Here is an 18,519-nt window from a genome sequence, read left to right as displayed (position 1 = left end):
TTATTGCCAATAAACTTTATTGTTCGCCATCAAGCTAAACTGCTGTTTATTGTGGTTTGGGGCCATGTCACTATTTTAGATCTTTGCTATGTTACTTATTCAGGGCCGATCTTTTTTTTGCAAGAAAGTTTACAGTTATTCACCATCATTACTCACCTCACAGTCGCCGCTTTAACCTTGGTTTTTTATTTCATGCTGATTAACATAATGACTCGCTTTCGGGCAAGTAACACGCCCAAGCAAGCTAGCAATAGCTCCCCATACTAATGCGTGTTGTACTTGCGCCTATGGAAGGCGTGCTAGATTACCGAATGCGTGACTTACTTACGCAAGTAGGTAGTTATGATCTCTGCGTCACTGAGTTTATTCGTGTGGTTGACCAAGTTCTTCCAGATCGTGTTTTTCATCGTTACTGTCCAGAGTTAATTGATGCAGATGTTTACGGCAGCTGCACTAAAGCGGGCACACCAGTTCGTGTTCAGTTATTAGGGCAATACCCTGAGTATATGGCTGAAAATGCCGCTAAAGTGATTGAACTTGGTTCAAGTGGCATCGATTTAAATTTTGGTTGTCCCTCTAAAACGGTTAATAAAAGTCGTGGCGGCTCTATTTTATTAAAAGATCCCGAAAACCTTTATCAAATAATAAAAGCAGTTAAAGAGGCTGTGCCTAGCGACACCATTGTTAGTGCTAAAATTCGTTTGGGTTATGAAGACAAAACCCTCGCCATAGAAAATGCGCAAGCGGTTGAGGCTGCAGGAGCAAGTGAACTTACGGTACATGCTCGTACTAAAGTCGAAGGTTACAAACCACCGGCACATTGGCAGTGGATTGCTAAAATTAAAAATGCCATTCATATTCCCGTTATCGCTAATGGCGAAATTTGGAATTTAGACGATGCTATTAAGTGTCGAGAAGTTTCTGGCTGTAAAGATCTTATGGTTGGCCGTGGCGCCTTAACGATTCCGAACCTAGGGCAGGTCATTAAACAAGAAAGCGGCATTATGCCGTGGTTAGAAGTACTGGCTATGTTATCTGCTTATACAGAATTTGAAACTCATGGCGACAAGAGTAAGTATTACTGTAATCGTATCAAGCAGTGGCTGAAATATTTAAAAAATCATTATCAAGAAGCAGATGAGTTATTTGTCGAAATTCGAAGGTTAAAAACGGCCGAAGAGATTAAAGCGGCATTTTAAATGTAGATCGAAAGAGTTAGTAAGGGCGACATTTTTTGCCCTTTTTTGTGCTTGGTTTTATTCAACCTGAGCCTGGGTAAGCAGCACTTGCTCAATATTCCCCTTTATCCGATTCTCAGCGTAAAACGTCGATAAATAACCCGTTATTCATAAACGTTTTGCCTTGATAATTGAAAAAATTGAAACATTGATAGAGTATATATCTACTTAATCTTGTAAGTTTAGTTCCTAACAACCGTAAGCTGTTATTTTTACTTAAACATCAAGTACTCATCGTCCAGAGTTCAGGTTATTTATTTTTTTTTAATCTTTAATTCCTAGACTAGCCAAAAGAATGACAGCGCTTAATTTCTTCTATCAGTGCATTTGCTAACGGTGAGATGATGTTATTTTTTGATGAGATTAAAACAACAGGTATTTGATAAGAATATTTCTCAGGTAAAATAGCCTTGAATAGCCCTTTTTCGACCCAATAATTAGCATAATGGTCGGGTAAATAGCCGATGAATTCCCCAGATAATATTAAGTGGGCTATGCCTTCATCGTGATAAGCAATGGCGCTGGTTTGATAATTTAAACCGTCATTCCTACTTTCTTTATCACGCATATAGTTACTGGTTATCACTTCAGCACTTTGTAGCAGTTTATTGATTTCTGAAGGTTTGCAATCGAATAAAGGGTGGTCGACTGCACAATACAAGTAATTATTCTCATTGTGTAAAGGATAATAGTCTAAGCCACGTAAGTGGTGTCTACTTACGCCAATTCCCACCAAAGAACGACCATTGACTACAGATGTTTCAACTTCTCGTGCTTCACAAACGTTAATATCAAACTGAATGTTATTACTTTTTGCTTTTAATGCACGAATGGTACGAGCAACACCGCAACGAGGATCACTCACTAAAGTATCTATGGTAGCAATAGTTACGCGACCTGAAAGTTCATTTTTAGAGCTAGCGACAGTACTGGCAAAAGCTTCACATTGCTGTAGCAACTCTAGTGATGCTTGATAAGTCACCCGCCCAGACTCTGTTATCTCAAAACCACTCCTGCCTCGTTTACATAATTTAATGCCTAAACGAACTTCTAAGTCTGATAAATGGGAACTAATGGTAGAGCGGCCTATATTCAAACGGGACTCTGCCGCGGACAAACCGCCACATTCAACAATAGCGACAAATATTCTAAGTAAACGTAAATCTACGTCATGAACTTGCATTAATTAGCCTTAGTTTGATAAAGTCGGAATGAATTACGATTATTATGTATTTATAAAACATTTAGAGCAAGCTAAAATAAGGGTATTAATAGCTATTAAGCTAAACAAAACAACTAATACCAAACGGATTAATTTATTGGTCAGCTTAGAGTTACATTAGCGAGCTTAAAACAAGTAAAATGAGTTAAACATAGTTCCTCTATATTTCATTCATTTTGTGATGTTATGAGTTTGCTAATGAACTCCCGAAGGGCGAGTTTAAAAGGTCTATATGCAGCGTTATTGATTTTGACAAGGGAATAACCATTCTCTTCAATCAATGCCTTGCCTCTAAACCTTTTAATTCTCGCTAAGTGAGCAATAAATTAGTCCGATTGGTATAAACAATTAGGAGCATTAAGATGACATTTAAATACGGTATTGATCGCCTGAATCTTGATATTGTAAATGGTATTGCTGATGGCAGTATCAAAGCTGAGCTTTGCCAAGAAGCGATAGATAAAATCAATACAAGCCGCCAAAGAGTCGATAAAATGGCCGCTTCAGATAAAGCGGTATATGGTATCAATACAGGTTTTGGCCCGTTATGTGATACACAAATCTCACCTGAAGATACTAATTTATTACAAAAAAATCTGCTTATAACCCATGCCGTAGGTGTTGGTGAGCCAATTGAAAAAGCCATTTCAAAGCTGATGATGATCACTAAGGTACATGCTTTAAGTCAAGGTTTTTCGGGTATTCGCCTTGATGTGATAGAACGCATGTTGACCTTTATCAAACTTGATTTAATCCCCGTTGTACCAGAGCAAGGCTCAGTAGGTGCATCGGGTGATTTAGCTCCACTTTCTCACTTATTCTTACCGCTGCTAAGTGAAGGTGAATTCTGGATTAGTGAAGAGGGGCAAGCCGATAAAATAGTACCAGCAGCACCGTTACTTCGCGAACATGGTTTAGATACGATGGTCCTGCAGGCAAAAGAAGGCTTAGCGTTAATTAATGGCACACAATTTATATTATCTCACGGCATCACTGCGTTAACTAAAATGCGTTACTTATTAGACCTAGCAGATATGACAGGTGCTATGAGCATCGAAGGCATGCAAGGCAGCCAATCGCCATTTAGAGACGAACTACATCAAGTTCGTGCATTTAAAGGTAACCTTGTCGTTGCAGCGCGTATGAGAGAGTTCTTTAAAGGTTCACAAAACATGGCGGATCATGAAGAATGTGACCGTGTGCAAGACCCTTATTCATTAAGATGTATTCCACAAGTGCATGGCGCATCACGTAATGCCTATTATCATTTAGAAGAGTTAGTTGAAATTGAAATGAACTCTGTAACGGATAACCCAATTGTTATCAGTAGCGAAGAAGCGATTTCAGGTGGTAATTTCCATGGGCAACCACTGGCTATGGTGCTTGATTATGTTTCGATTGCAGCATCGGAATTGGGCAATATTTCAGACAGACGTTGTTACTTGATGTTAGAAGGTTTGCACGGCTTGCCGAGACTATTAACCACGTCCGGTGGCATCAACTCAGGCATGATGATCCCACAATATGCAACAGCTGCACTGGTAACAGAAAATAAATCGCTTTGTTTCCCGCCATCTGCTGATAGTGTGCCTACCTCTATGGGTCAGGAAGATCACGTCTCTATGGGTAGTATTTCTGGTAGACAATTAAATCAAATCTTAGGTAATTTAGAGAAAATATTGGCTATCGAGTTAATGTATGCGGCACAAGCTCTCGAATTTAGACGCCCTAACAAATGCTCTGATATTATTGAATTAAACCACCAAGTGATCAGAGCAAAAGTAGCTAAGCTTGAAGAAGATAGACTATTGAAACCTGACATCGATGCCATGATTAAATTGGTTAAGACACAAGCGTTTACAGTTAGCTTTAATCATTAATAAAAGGCCCATTGCTATGACAACAACGATGATTTTTCAAGACCTAACGCTTTTTAAAGAGAGCATAAAGCAAGGGATCCCAAGCGAATTACCACAAGCAAAGGCTTACCCTGAAGATGCCAATCGTGCTCCTAAGCGTAAAGACATCCTCTCAGCGGATGAAAAGCAGCTAGCGGTAAGAAATGCACTACGTTACTTCCCTAAAGAATGGCATCAAGAATTGGCGGTAGAATTTGCTCAAGAACTAAAAGATCTTGGTCGTATCTATATGTACAGATTCAAGCCAAGTTATGATTTAAAAGCACGTTCACTTAGCGACTATCCAGCTAAATGTACGCAGGCAGCGGCAATCATGCTAATGGTTGATAACAACCTAGACCCTGCGGTTGCTCAGCATCCGGAAGAGCTAATTACTTATGGCGGCAATGGTGCAGTTTTCCAAAACTGGGCGCAATACTTGTTAGTGATGAAGTATTTGAGTGAAATGGAAACTGATCAAACGCTACATATTTATTCCGGCCACCCAATGGGATTATTCCCGTCATCGCCAGATGCACCTCGTGTTGTAGTAACCAATGGCATGATGATCCCTAATTACTCAAAACCGGATGACTGGGAAAAGTTCAATGCTTTAGGTGTCACGCAATACGGGCAAATGACGGCAGGTTCTTTCATGTATATTGGCCCACAAGGCATTGTCCATGGAACCACTATTACGCTGATGAATGCCTTTCGTAAAGTTCTCCAAAAAGGCGAAACGTCTAAGGGTAAAATATTCCTAACAGCTGGCTTAGGTGGCATGAGTGGTGCGCAACCTAAAGCGGGTAATATTGCTAATTGTATTACTGTTTGTGCAGAAGTGAATGCAAATGCCGCCACTAAACGTCATCAGCAAGGTTGGGTTGACGAGCTTATTGATAACATGGATGAACTTGTTGCACGTGTGAAAGAAGCACAAAAAAATGAAGAAGTTGTCTCGATTGCCTACATAGGTAATATCGTTGATGTATGGGAAGGTTTTTATGAAAAAGAAGTTTTCATTCAACTAGGCTCAGACCAAACGTCATTACATAACCCTTGGTCAGGCGGTTATTACCCGGTAGATATTAGCTATGAAGAATCGAATCGATTAATTCGAGAAGAGCCGGAAGTGTTCAAAATTAAAGTACAGGAAACACTTAAGCGCCATGCCGATGCAGTAAATAAACATACCGCTAAAGGCACTTATTTCTTCGATTATGGCAATGCTTTTTTACTCGAAGCTTCACGCGCTGGTGGCGATGTTATGGCTGAAAATGGCATTGACTTTAAATACCCATCATACGTGCAAGACATCTTAGGGCCAATGTGTTTTGACTATGGTTTTGGACCATTTCGTTGGGTATGTGCTTCTGGTAAACCTGAAGATCTAGATAAAACTGATGCTATTGCAGCAAGCGTTCTTGAAAAAATTATGCAAGAGTCGCCTGAAGAAATTAAGCAACAAATGCAAGACAACATTACTTGGATTAAAGACGCTAAACAAAACAAGTTAGTTGTTGGCTCACAAGCTCGAATTCTTTATGCGGATGCACAAGGCCGAATGGAAATTGCTAAAGCCTTTAACGATGCAATTAATAGTGGTGAAATTGGCCCTATAGTACTTGGTCGTGATCACCATGATGTAAGTGGTACCGATTCGCCTTACCGCGAAACGTCTAATATTTATGATGGTAGCCGTTTTACTGCTGATATGGCAATCCACAATGTTATTGGCGACAGCTTCCGTGGTGCCACTTGGGTTTCTATCCATAATGGTGGCGGGGTAGGTTGGGGTGAAGTAACCAACGGTGGTTTTGGTATGCTACTTGATGGTACTGATGATGCTGAACGCAAACTTAAATCTATGCTGTTATTTGATGTTAATAATGGTATTGCACGCCGTAGTTGGGCACGAAACGAAGAAGCCAATTTTGCTATAAAACGTGAAATGGCCAGAACGCCTAAACTTAAAGTTACCTTAGCTAACCGAGTTGATGACGATATTATAAATAACTTATCACTGTAAAATGCTAAATATCAGAGCTATTCCGTATAGATTGGAGTAGCTCTGAAATCATTTCTGCTAAAGTATCGATTTCTAGTCGCGCTTAAATAACTAAATGGCTGCCTAAGCGATACTTATCACCAGGCGATGTCAACATAGCGAAACTCACCACACCTTGTTTTGACCAGGTACGACGTTTTACTTGTAAACAAGGGGTGCTCGAATTTATCTCTAATTGTTGACAAATATTTGCCTTGGCTAATACCGCTTCTATTTCGTGAGTTGCTTCTGTTAATGGTGCCACGGATGAAAGATATTCATGTGGGGTAATCTGGCTAAAGTCTTGTAATAAATATTCAGGTACTAAACTGGCATTAACATAACGCTGCTCTAATTGAATAGGCTCATCATTTTCAAGATGTAAAATTTCTGAATAAAAGACGTGTTCGTTATTTTTCAAGTTTAATAAAATAGCTAACTCTTCAGTAACGGCAATTGATCTAAGTATTAATTGTTTAGCTTTATGTTGGTGGCCACGTTCATTAATTTCATCACTAATATTACGAATTTCTAGCAGTGATGATTGCGACTTAAAGGTGGCGACAAAAGTACCTGCGCCTTGTGAACGCACTAAAATACCTTGCTCAGTTAAATCTTGTAAAGCACGTCTTGCGGTCATCCGGCTAACATCAAATTGCTGAGTTAATTCATTTTCAGAAGGTACTTTGGCATTTTGTGGCCACTCACCAGACTCAATATTTTCACAGATAAATTGCTTGATTATAGTATACTTAGCAGGCTTATCTTTTTTGCTTGAGCTATTGTTAGTGCTGTTACTAGAATGGACAGTAGAATTGGCAGTCATGATTATGTTTGAGTTAGCGGAACTTATTTATACAGTCTCATATCTTTAATGAAAAGGCAATGGTTGTATATACAAGTTGCGCCTTGGATATTTTCAGGGTAAAATTTTTCTATTCTAGTGAGTTTATTCACTTCAACCTCCTCTTTATTAGGTAGCTCCATGACAAACTCTAAAGACTGGCAAACCCTTTATATCAATGTAAACCTGGCAACCATGACTGATGGCAGTAATAGCTACGGTGAAATAACTCAAGCAGCATTAGCTATCAGTAATGGTAAAATTGCTTGGTTAGGTAAAGAAAGTGATTTACCCGCTGATTTCTCAGAAAAAGACCATGATGTTGATATTATCGATGGTAAAGGGCGATGGTTAACACCTGGCTTAATCGACTGTCATACTCACCTTGTTTATGGTGGCAACCGTGCCAACGAATTTGAAATGCGCTTACAAGGTAAAAGCTATCAAGAAATAGCCAATGCGGGTGGCGGTATTGTTTCTACTGTGTCTGCGACGCGAAAGGCGAGTGAAGCAGAGTTACTTGCCAGTGCTTTACCTCGATTAACCGCTTTGCATCAACAAGGTGTAACTACGGTTGAAATTAAATCAGGTTATGGTTTAGATACAGTAAACGAAATTAAAATGCTCAAGGTCGCTGGCCTGTTAGCGGATGAACTGCCGGTAACTATCAAACGTACTTTTCTTGGCGCCCATGCTTTACCTACCGAGTATAAAGATAATGCCGATGGTTACCTTGATATTGTCTGCAATGAAATGCTGCCACAAGTGGTTAAGGATAACTTAGCTGATGCTGTTGATGTCTTTTGTGAAGGTATAGGTTTTAGCCTTGAGCAAACCAAGCGTGTTTTTGATGCTGCGCGATCTCATAATCTGCCAATTAAAGTTCATGCGGAGCAATTATCTAACCTTGGCGCTTCAGAGCTTGCGGCAAACTATGATGCTTTGTCTTCTGATCATATTGAGTTTTTGGATGAAGCCGGTATTAAAGCGATGAAAAAATCAGGCATGACCGCAGTATTATTACCTGGTGCTTTTTACTTCTTGCGTGAAACGCAATTACCGCCAATAGACTTGCTGCGCAAACATCAAGTACCAATGGCGGTAGCAACGGATGCTAACCCAGGTACCTCACCTATTCATAATATTCACTTGATGCTTAATATGGCATGTACTCTATTTAAGTTAACGCCAAGCGAAGCATTAGCAGGTATTACTTGTTACGGTGCGAAAGCTTTAGGTTTAACTGCATCTAAAGGGCAGTTGGCAGTTGGTTATGATGCTGATATTGCACTATGGAATATCGAGCAACCAGCAGAACTCTGTTACCAGTTTGGCGTAAACCCATTAGCAGCGTTATACCAAGCAGGAAAAAGAGTTATTTAATTTCATCAACTCATGGTGCATTAATAGCAAAGCTGAGCTTTGCTATTAATTTGAGGACAGTTTGGCGTTAATCCACTAAGGGCTCTGCATCAAGCAGGAAAAAATTATTTTAGGCTAAATCTGCTGTAAATACAGCCGAGCTTGGTGGGGGTTGTTGGCAAAGATGCCATCAACTCCTAATGCTTTCATCTTTTTAATATCTATCAAGTTATCAACAGTATAAACATAAACTTTTAGTCCACGTTGGTGAGCATCTATGACAAATTCGGCATTCACATAGTCGAGCACAATATGGACAGAATAAGCTGCTAATTGCTGAGCAAATTGAGCATTACCTAGTGGCAGGCCAGCGGTTAATGCACCTAGGCTAAATTCAGGCCTTTGTCGATATATTGCTTGTAATAAATGGTGGTTAAATGAAGAAAGTAATATTTTCTTAACGTTTAATTTTAGTACTTCTTTAGCATTATCTAAGTATTCGAATAATACTGAAATATACTTTATTTCAATGCCTTTAAGCTCAATATTAATAACACTCTGCTTAGTAACTACCGTTAACACCTCATCTAAGGTAGGAATTATCGCTCCCTTACCGGCATTCAGTTGGCGTAATTGAGCGTAGCTATGTGCTATTAATAAGCCTCTTCCTGATGTGGTGCGCTCAAGATAGCGATCATGAATAACCATTAACTTGCCATCAACATGGTGTATATCGAATTCAACACCATCGCTATTAGCCGTACATGCGGCGTTAAATGCTAGTAAGGTATTCTCTGGTTCAATGGCGCTGGCGCCGCGATGTGCAAAAATTAGCATAGTGTTTTGCAGATGATTAATACATTGGTGATACTTTTGAGTATAATAGTGATAATTAAAAATGCACCAAAACATAAGTAGCGATTACCTTGACCACTTCAATCTTCCCAAAACGTTTAAACAAATACATTAGTGATTCTGGCTTCTGTTCGCGCCGTAGTGCCGATAAAATGATAGAAGATAACCGTGTCACCATTAATGATAAAGTGCCAGAGTTAGGTACCAAAGTGTTAGAGGGCGATGTCGTTAAAGTGGACGGCTATAATATCGAGCCTATTAGTGATGATAAATCGGATCGTATCTATATTGCTTATAACAAGCCTACTGGTATTACCTGCACTACGGAAAAACATGTAAGAGGCAATATCATTGACGCCATTGGTCATAAAAAACGCATATTTCCTATTGGTCGTTTAGATAAGCCTTCGGAAGGTTTGATTTTTCTTACCAGTGATGGCGATATTGTGAATAAAATATTACGTGCTGAAAATTCCCACGATAAAGAATATATAGTGACAGTAGATAAACCCATCAGCGAACGCTTTATTCAGCGTATGTCTCGTGGTGTACCTATTCTAGGGACTATTACTAAACCTTGTATCGTGCGGGTGGAAAGTCGTTTTGTTTTCACTATTGTGTTAACTCAGGGGTTAAATCGTCAAATTCGCCGCATGTGTGAATACCTTGATTATGACGTTCTAAAACTTAAACGTTCACGTATTATGAAAGTTGAACTGGGCAATTTAAGTCCAGGGCAGTGGCGAGATTTAACTACAGCGGAAATGGCTGAAATTAATGCTGCGGTACAGCACTCTAGTAAAACAGCGATTGATACTGCTCAGCCAAAAGTAGCATTGAGCCTGGAGGAATTGGCCAAAAAAATAGATGAAGACCTTAATATAAGTAAGTCGACTCCGTATGAGTACACACCTAAAAAAGCGGAATCTACAGACCAAGATGCACCTAAAAAATTAAGTGCTAGTGATATCTGGTCTACAACAAAGAGTAGTAAATCAGCAGGGCGAAATACGCTTAAACTCACTCCTAAGAAGTAGGCTTAGCTGGTTTTGTCGGTTTTTTATTAAGTGAGATAACTTGAGTTTTACTGATTCGATGACGGTATATTTCACGTAAATAATGAATCGATTTTTTCACACTATTAATGGTTAAACGTATATCGTTAATAGAAACAAACTTTTTGTTATCACGTACTAATTCACGATATTTCTTTTCATACATGGGTTTGATGGCATACCAATTGGTGTCGAGTATTTTTGCGGGGTTTTCATGTTCAATTAACATGGCCTCGAGCTTTGACTCATCAAATTCAGGCGCTTTAATAAAGTCGATAATGGCAATATCCAAAGAGTCGTCAAAACGATATTCCTCTTTAGCAAAGCAGCGTTTAATGTAAGAGACAATCAGCGTTAAAAAGTCATCACTCAAACATGGGCTTTTGGCTATTAAGGTGGTTAACGATAAATTAGCTGAAGCACCAATAACCAAAGCATAGCGTTTCAATGTGGTATTGGGGAACAAGTTGTTTAAATGCATTTTCAGTTTATTTAAGTCCATATAAGACAATTTATAGTCTTTAGGCAGTGAAATAATAGAAACTATTGATGAGCAATTTTTAAAAAAGTGTAAATCGTTTAAATGGGTAGCATCAAAGCCAGAGGTCTTGTATTTCTCTAATGCGGCTCGGTATTGTTCTGACTCTATAGGTAATAAACTTACCCCCTCAATAGCTTGCGTTGTATTATTAAAATGCGGTAAATCAATAGATCGGAAAAATAGATCATCTACATCCAATGCCACTTTCTCACCATTAAAGCTGGGTTGTTTTTGCTCATCGGCAACAGACAGCGAGTCAGCAACGACCGATTCGGCATAGGCGATGGCCACTGGGCCGGCTAAACTCATAAATAAGTCATTGGCATCTAAGCGTATAGTCTCACCAATATCAATACCCGCACGGCGGAAGTAATTATCATCATAATCCGTGGTCACGGCTTGCGCGGTTAAAATATTAAAAATTTGTTGGCTTATATATTGGTTGGCATGTTTTTCCATGGTATTAACATCAATATATTTAATATCGCCATTGGTATCACTTTCCTCGGCATAGCGCATAATGTCATTCGAGATTAGCATCATGGCATTCCAAGGCCGAATCCTATAAGGAGCTTCTCCATCGACATGCTCTTTTTCATTATCTAGGTTATAAGAGAAGTCCCATTCTTCGGCTAAATACTTACATAATAAACGTCCAGCATTGATATGAAGTGCTTCGGATACTTCAACACTGGGATCGTTTATATTTGGCAATATACAAATGCCACTAGTGAAAATAGGCTCAAAAACAAAATTTTGTCCGTGGGTGGCAATTTCTTTTTCGGAGCGAATCTCAAAGGTTTTACTCATGTAAGAATATTGCTGTGCTAAACCAAACTCTGAAGCCATGCCTGAGCCTGTGCCGCCGCCGGCACTGAAGATATAAAAATATAACCGTGATTGATTGGCCTTAATGCCACAAGAATCAATAAGGTAAGAATGTATAAACTGCCAATCAGGGTTGCTGAAATGCTCGGTTTCTTTATTGAGAATCATTTTGGCAAGGTATTGCCCTAATATAGGTGCGTTACCGGCACCACCAGCATGCACCTCAGATAAATCCATTATTTTTAATTTATTGTATTCATCAAGGAAATTTTTGTCGTAATTTTGTGAAGAATAGCGAATTCTACCTTCAATATCTTTATCTAAATCACCCAGCATAACGAGTGGTTCAATTAAAAATACTGGTTTATCTGATTTTTTATCTTGTAGCTTTAAGCTGCGCTTTATCCACTTTAACGAACTGCCTTCACGCTCTTTGGCTTTTTTCATTTCGTTATGAAATTCATTAAGATAATAATTGCGGGCGCTGTGCACTAATGAGGCAACATCTAAAGCGATATTTGAGCCGCATCGTCCTAGGCCGATAAGACAAACAGAAGGAAAGGGCTGGGATTTTTTTGGTTGATCTTCTTGGTCAGCGGGCACTGGGTAAACATCATCTCGCAAGGTATCTAAATTGCTTAAAATACGCGATAAGTCTTTTTCAGTAAAATATAAGTGCGTTGGGTCAGCAGATTTACTAACACTTTTAATATTTTTATCTGTTTTTACTATTATATCAAAATCATCGCTAGGACTAGTGCCAGCAGAGCTCGAAATCACAGTTTTATTTTTATGCTCAACTTGCTGTTTTTTTGCTGTTGTCTGTGTTGTAGACTGCGCTGTTTTAGTCGCTTTTGCCGTGGTGTTTTTCGTGTGCATCCATTGTCTCCGTAATATTTATCTTATTAGCACAGTTAAATATAGGAGATAAATTTGAAAATAGCCTAATAAAAGTCAACTGATTCAAGCTATTAATTTAATTATCACGTTATTATCATCGTTATCTCGTCGATATATACCCGTGACCATTCAAGGTGTATGTTTCAGAGTGCTTGATCAATTTCAATTCAAGGCGCTGTGATGAAATAATGGTTGTTCAGGATAATATGCTCCTGCATTATCTAATAAGGTACTTCCTGTACCGTCCTTATAAGTCACAGCAACGATGAAGTGATGTTGCTCAAACGCTTCTTCGATGGGTTTAAAATGACTTTATACCGCGTTAAATAATTAAACCATAGAATGACTATGCTTAAATTACTCTCCTTGCCTAAAGCCATTTTAATTCCCACTGAAATCCTGCACTTTGATTGGTTACGGGTATAAACACTTCCTTGTGCTTAATCATAATCATCTTAGGTATTTCTGCAGTCGTAAAGGCTTATACTTTGTTAATATTAGCTAAAGTTACGGACAGTTCAGTGATTACTTGGCTATCTTCTATGGTTGATGGAATTTCACCTTTTTCACCATCAATCATTTGCCTAAGGGGTTTTCGTAAAATTTTACCTGAACGTGTTTTGGGTAACCGTTCAATGATAAATAAATTTTTTAATGAAGCTATTGCGCCAATGCTAGTGCGAATACTTTGCTTCAACTCGTTCTCCAACTGTGTATCACAGGTACTGATGCCATTTTTTATTACCACTAACCCTAATGGCACTTGCCCTTTTAACGGATCGTTAATACCAACAACAGCACACTCTGCTACGGCGGGGTGGGCAGATAAAACCTCTTCCATTTCACCTGTTGATAGACGGTGGCCGGCAACATTGATGACATCATCGGTACGTCCCATGATAAAAAGATAACCATCTTCATCAAAATACCCACCACCACCTGTCACATAATAATCTGGAATAGGAAAACCCGCTGAGCCTGCTTTGGATGGGAAAATCTTGTCACCACTATCATTTAATGGTGTGCTGGCAATCGCCCAACCAGTTTCTGTTTACCACCAATGATAAATTACTGGTAATTGGATTTTATCTTTAAGCTAATGATAAGTGGCGAATCTAAGCGCTCTAAAAGCGGTAGGGGCAGTAAACAAAGTTATTAACCTTGCATTCGTAACAAACTGCTCAAATCTTAACTACAATTAGTCCTAAGCCCTGTTTGGCTTATCGTCTTTTTTTGTTCCTTTTTTTGGAAATATGTAAATGTTTGTTTTAAATAAAGTTTCGGTTAAAATTAAAATTAGCTTATTAACTGGGGTTTTACTGGTAGCTTTAGTGTCGGTGGCAACTTTTACTATCGTTCAGCTTCTATCAATTGAACATGCCTTTACTCAGTACAGCCAAAGTGCAGTTGTACTTGAAACTACTATTCTTGAAGTTAACCGTGATATGAATTATGTCTCGCGTTTAACTCGCAGTATTATGCTGGGAGACAATTATAAAAAAAATCATGGTAAGTTAGATCAAAGGATTAATGATATTTCGTCACACTTTGACAAATTGTCAGTTACATCTGGCCTTGTTGAAGATAGCCAAGTTCGAAATAAATTAATCTCTCTAGCAAACCACTCTAAGCAATCGACCATGAAGTTTTTAAACGAGAGTTTGCGTTTAATGGATACTTTATCTGATACTAGTAATGCTGAAGATAGACAAGCTGCTTGGAAGAAATATAAACAAGAATTTAGTCCTTTGGCCAATAGCTCACGTAATGACTTTTCTTTATTAATAAAGTTGGTTGAAACGAATAAAAAAAGTATCTACGACGCTTCAGAGCACACTGTTAACTCATCTTTATCAGTAACGACCTTTATCTCTATTGTTGCGGTATTAGTGTCATTGCTGCTCAGTATTTTAACAATTAAAAGTATTATCAATCCCCTTGATAAACTTAAAAGTGCCTTTGAAAAAATTGAGAGTACCTCTGATTTAACGATACGAACTCAGGTTGATTCTGGTGATGAGCTTGGCTCAGTAAGTAGGACTTTTGATTCATTATTACAAAAATTTCATCATACCCTAACGGAAGTGGTTAGTATTGTGAACCGCTTAAATAATGCCTCAAGTCAATTGGCCAACTCTAGTGAAACCACCAGCTCACATATACGAAATCAACGTCTTGAAACGGATATGGTTGCTACGGCTATGAATGAAATGGCAATGACAGCACAAGAAGTTGCACAAAATGCTGCTAATACTGCTACAGGAGCAGAAGAAGCTAACCAACAGGCGCTGCAAGGATATGAGATAGTTTCAAATACAGTTAAGGGTATCTCTGAATTAGCAGCAGGCATTCAAACGGCCTCAGATTCAATTGATAAAGTATCTAGTGATAGCCAAGAGATAGGTCGGGTTTTAGATGTAATTAAAGGTATTGCTGAGCAAACTAACTTACTCGCATTAAATGCAGCCATTGAAGCTGCAAGGGCAGGAGAACAGGGGCGTGGTTTTGCTGTGGTTGCTGATGAAGTTAGATCATTAGCATCTCGCACAGAAACTTCTACGCAAGAGATTCAACAAATGATTGAGCGCTTACAACAAGGCTCTGAACATGCAGTAGCATTGATGCAAAAGAGTAATCAACAAGCGGAGAAGTCTGTTGAGCAAGCTAGTTCAGCGGGTGATGCGCTGCAGAAAATTACAGAATCTGTTGCCTCAATAAATGATATGGCGGCGCAAATTGCTACTGCTGCAGAAGAGCAAACAAGTGTTAACGAGGAGATAAATCGTAATATTACTAACATTTCAACTATATCAGATAGTACTTCTGTTGAGGCTGAAAATACTCACCACTCGAGTAAAGACTTGAAAGACTTGGCGAATAATTTGAATTTATTAGTGTCGGAATTCAAAGTTTAAAGGCTTTATTTAATAAGCGTATGAGTACTTTCAATACGCCATTATTAGCAAGGATTAGCTTAGCTATTCAATGACATTTGATAATGAACTGCATCAAAATCGCCGATGGGATCGGTATGTAAATAAGCTCTGACAAAACTCATACCCATTTTTTTCATCACGCCAACTGAAGCCAAGTTATCGGCAACGGCAAGGGCAGAAACATGAGTAACATCGGCATGAACAGCCACGGCATCTTTAATGGCTATTGCTGCTTCTGTGGCATAACCTTTACCCCAAGTGCTTTGGAAGAAACGCCAGCCTAATTCTAAGTCTTTAAAGTTTGGCGATTCAGTGAAAAATGCCATAGGGCGGATTAATACCCAACCTAAATACTCATCAGTTACTTTATCGGATACTTGCCAAATTCCCCAGCCTAACTTGTCATCACGGTACTTTTCCATACGAGGAATAAAGACACTGTTAACCTGCTCCATGCTAGTGGGCTTACCACCATTAAGGTATTTCATTACCTGCGGGTCTTGATCTAATTGCCATAACGCTTGGGCATCTTGAGAATCCATTAACCTAAACTTAAGGCGTTCACTATTATTGATTTGCATAATAAACCTATTAAAAAATGATAAGAAAGCAAACATAACGCAATCTACTTTTCGTTATGTTTGGTTAAATTTTATTACAATGCTAACAAGGGCTTTATGACTGTTGCAGTAAGGGTTTTAAAAATCTCGCTGTATGTGAGGTTTTATGTTTTGCTACTTGTTCAGGTGTGCCTGCAACTAATATTTCACCACCACCTGAGCCACCTTCTGGGCCTAAATCGATAATCCAGTCAGCGGTTTTTATCACATCTAAATTATGCTCAATTACTACTATGGTATTTCCATGGTCACGTAATCGATGAATAACATGCAATAATTGTTTAATATCGTGAAAATGTAAACCTGTGGTCGGCTCATCTAATATATATAAAGTTTTACCGGTGTCACGTTTGGATAACTCTTTTGATAGTTTAACCCGTTGTGCTTCACCACCAGAGAGCGTCACTGCCGATTGGCCTAATTTGATATAACCTAAACCAACATCAAGTAAGGTTTGCAGTTTACGTTTTATTGCTGGAATGGCTTGGTAAAACTCATAAGCATCTTCAATGGTCATATCCAATACTTCATGGATATTCTTACCTTTATATAAAACCTCTAAGGTTTCACGGTTATAGCGCTTAGTTTTACAAACATCACAAGGTACGTAAACATCGGGTAAGAAGTGCATTTCCACTTTGATCATACCATCACCCTGACAGGCTTCACAGCGACCACCTTTAACGTTAAAGCTAAAGCGGCCAGACTTATAGCCACGTGAACGCGACTCTTGCGTGGCGGCAAAAATGTCACGTACCGCAGTAAATATGCCGGTATAAGTGGCCGGATTTGAACGTGGTGTTCTACCAATAGGGCTTTGATCAATTTCGATAACTTTATCTAAATGCTCTAATCCATGAATGCTTTTATAGGGTGCCGGTTCATCAATGGTGGCACCATTTAGCTCAATATGAGCGAGCTTGTATAGGGTGTCGTTAATCAGTGTTGATTTTCCTGAGCCTGAAACACCCGTAATACAGGTCATTAAACCTGTTGGAATAACTAAATTAACATTCTTTAAGTTATTGCCGCTGGCGCCTTTTAGTTTTACCACTGCTTTTTTATCAAAGGCATGACGTTTTTTCGGTATTTCAATACGTTCGACACCTGAAAGGTACTTACCCGTGAGTGACTCCTTACAGGCTAAAATATCATCTACTGTACCTTGGGCGATAATTTCGCCGCCATGCACGCCTGCGCCTGGACCAATATCAATAACAAAATCGGCCGCGCGAATGGCATCTTCGTCATGTTCAACGACAATCACGGTATTACCTAAGTCCCTGAGGTGTATCAAGGTGCTAAGTAAGCGTTCATTATCTCGTTGATGCAAACCAATTGAGGGTTCATCGAGTACATACATAACGCCCACTAAACCGGCGCCAATTTGGCTGGCCAGACGTATTCGTTGTGCTTCACCACCAGATAGGGTATTAGCGCCGCGTGATAGGTTGAGATAATTAAGGCCAACATTGACTAAAAATCCTAAGCGTTCGTTGATCTCTTTTAAGATTTTTTCAGCAACTTGTCCTCTTTGTCCGGTTAACGCTAAACCTTGGAAAAAGGCTAATGCTTCACTAATTGATAGTTCGGCGATTATGTTTAGCGGCGTGTCAGCAATAAAAACATTACGCGCTTCTAATCGTAAGCGACTGCCATTACAGTCTGGACAATGATGTGAGTTAAGGTATTTGGCTAACTCTTCACGTACCGAGTTTGACTCAGTTTCTTTGTAACGGCGCTGCATATTATTGATGATGCCTTCAAATGCATGTTTACGCATCACCACATCACCACGGTCGTTCATATACTTAAATTCAATTTCTTGTTCGCCACTGCCATAAAGCACAACTTTTTGTGCTTCAGTGGATAATTTTTTAAAAGGCTTATCAACGTTAAAGCCATAATGCTGGGCAAGGGCTTGCAGCATTTGAAAGTAGTAAAAATTACGTTTGTCCCAGCCACGTACTGCGCCGCCGGCAAGGCTTAACTCTTCATTGGCAATAACGCGATTACTATCGAAGAATTGTTCAATACCTAAACCATCACAAGTTTGACAGGCACCGGCTGGATTATTAAAGGAGAATAAGCGCGGCTCTAATTCAGACAGGCTATAACCACAATGGGGGCAAGAAAATTGTGAAGAAAATAATAAACCTTCATTATTTTCGTC

The 18,519-nt window shown here is 39.1% G+C and carries 13 protein-coding genes and 1 pseudogene; 7 read left to right on the top strand and 7 right to left on the bottom strand.

All coding sequences use genetic code 11. From position 1 onward, the window contains the following. The coding region (locus tag HRT50_RS02425; RefSeq protein WP_367238738.1) for a hypothetical protein at positions 1–267 on the top strand (267 nt) is incomplete at its 5' end. Further along, the gene (dusC, locus tag HRT50_RS02420; RefSeq protein WP_291610976.1) at positions 267–1,199 is read left to right on the top strand and encodes a tRNA dihydrouridine(16) synthase DusC; all 933 of its coding nucleotides are present in this window, start codon (positions 267–269) and stop codon (positions 1,197–1,199) included. The genes HRT50_RS02425 and dusC, both read left to right, overlap by 1 nt. A gap of 322 nt (positions 1,200–1,521) precedes the next feature. Here the strand turns inward: dusC and HRT50_RS02415 are convergent, their stop codons facing one another. After that, the gene (locus HRT50_RS02415) at positions 1,522–2,421 is read right to left on the bottom strand and encodes a LysR family transcriptional regulator (RefSeq protein ID WP_291610974.1); all 900 of its coding nucleotides are present in this window, start codon (positions 2,419–2,421) and stop codon (positions 1,522–1,524) included. 401 nt (positions 2,422–2,822) lie between these two features. On the opposite strand from HRT50_RS02415, the gene hutH reads away from it, so the two are divergent. Together hutH and HRT50_RS02405 are read left to right on the top strand one after the other, a co-directional pair. Next, entirely contained in the window at positions 2,823–4,340 is a 1,518-nt protein-coding gene (hutH, locus tag HRT50_RS02410) for a histidine ammonia-lyase (protein WP_291610972.1), read from the top strand. 16 nt (positions 4,341–4,356) lie between these two features. Continuing rightward, positions 4,357–6,387 carry a urocanate hydratase gene (locus HRT50_RS02405; RefSeq protein ID WP_291610970.1) on the top strand — a complete coding sequence of 677 codons (2,031 nt, stop codon included), beginning with the start codon at positions 4,357–4,359 and terminating at the stop codon, positions 6,385–6,387. A gap of 82 nt (positions 6,388–6,469) precedes the next feature. On the opposite strand, the gene hutC is transcribed toward HRT50_RS02405, so the two are convergent. Beyond that, positions 6,470–7,231, bottom strand: coding sequence for a histidine utilization repressor (hutC, locus tag HRT50_RS02400; RefSeq protein WP_291610968.1), 762 nt, complete (start codon positions 7,229–7,231; stop codon positions 6,470–6,472). A 159-nt stretch (positions 7,232–7,390) separates the two neighbouring features. On the opposite strand from hutC, the gene hutI reads away from it, so the two are divergent. Further along, the gene (gene hutI, locus HRT50_RS02395) at positions 7,391–8,632 is read left to right on the top strand and encodes an imidazolonepropionase (protein ID WP_291610966.1); all 1,242 of its coding nucleotides are present in this window, start codon (positions 7,391–7,393) and stop codon (positions 8,630–8,632) included. 114 nt (positions 8,633–8,746) lie between these two features. On the opposite strand, the gene HRT50_RS02390 is transcribed toward hutI, so the two are convergent. Beyond that, the gene (locus HRT50_RS02390) at positions 8,747–9,448 is read right to left on the bottom strand and encodes a glycerophosphodiester phosphodiesterase family protein (protein WP_291610964.1); all 702 of its coding nucleotides are present in this window, start codon (positions 9,446–9,448) and stop codon (positions 8,747–8,749) included. An 89-nt stretch (positions 9,449–9,537) separates the two neighbouring features. On the opposite strand from HRT50_RS02390, the gene rluF reads away from it, so the two are divergent. Beyond that, positions 9,538–10,503 (top strand): 23S rRNA pseudouridine(2604) synthase RluF, encoded by a 966-nt coding sequence (gene rluF / locus HRT50_RS02385; RefSeq protein WP_291610962.1) that lies wholly within the window; start codon positions 9,538–9,540, stop codon positions 10,501–10,503. On the opposite strand, the gene HRT50_RS02380 is transcribed toward rluF, so the two are convergent. Both HRT50_RS02380 and prpE read right to left on the bottom strand, forming a co-directional pair. After that, positions 10,493–12,769 (bottom strand): hypothetical protein, encoded by a 2,277-nt coding sequence (locus tag HRT50_RS02380; RefSeq protein ID WP_291610961.1) that lies wholly within the window; start codon positions 12,767–12,769, stop codon positions 10,493–10,495. The two genes, rluF and HRT50_RS02380, sit on opposite strands and share 11 nt — an antisense overlap. Before the next feature lie 502 nt (positions 12,770–13,271). Beyond that, positions 13,272–13,952, bottom strand: a pseudogene (gene prpE, locus HRT50_RS02375) (propionyl-CoA synthetase); the annotation flags it as partial. Positions 13,953–14,049: 97 nt separating this feature from the next. Here prpE and HRT50_RS02370 point away from each other — a divergent pair. Continuing rightward, positions 14,050–15,705 carry a methyl-accepting chemotaxis protein gene (locus tag HRT50_RS02370; protein ID WP_291610958.1) on the top strand — a complete coding sequence of 552 codons (1,656 nt, stop codon included), beginning with the start codon at positions 14,050–14,052 and terminating at the stop codon, positions 15,703–15,705. A gap of 59 nt (positions 15,706–15,764) precedes the next feature. Here the strand turns inward: HRT50_RS02370 and HRT50_RS02365 are convergent, their stop codons facing one another. Then, positions 15,765–16,307: a GNAT family N-acetyltransferase gene (locus HRT50_RS02365; RefSeq protein WP_291610956.1), complete on the bottom strand. Its 543-nt coding sequence runs from the start codon at positions 16,305–16,307 to the stop codon at positions 15,765–15,767. A gap of 94 nt (positions 16,308–16,401) precedes the next feature. After that, on the bottom strand, positions 16,402–18,519 hold a 2,118-nt coding region (uvrA, locus tag HRT50_RS02360; protein ID WP_291610954.1), incomplete at its 5' end, for an excinuclease ABC subunit UvrA.

The organism is Colwellia sp. (assembly GCF_013215345.1).
In the GTDB taxonomy this organism is placed as follows: domain Bacteria; phylum Pseudomonadota; class Gammaproteobacteria; order Enterobacterales; family Alteromonadaceae; genus Colwellia.
Note: the sequence above shows the minus strand (reverse complement) of the source record. Positions and strands in the feature narration are given on the sequence as shown.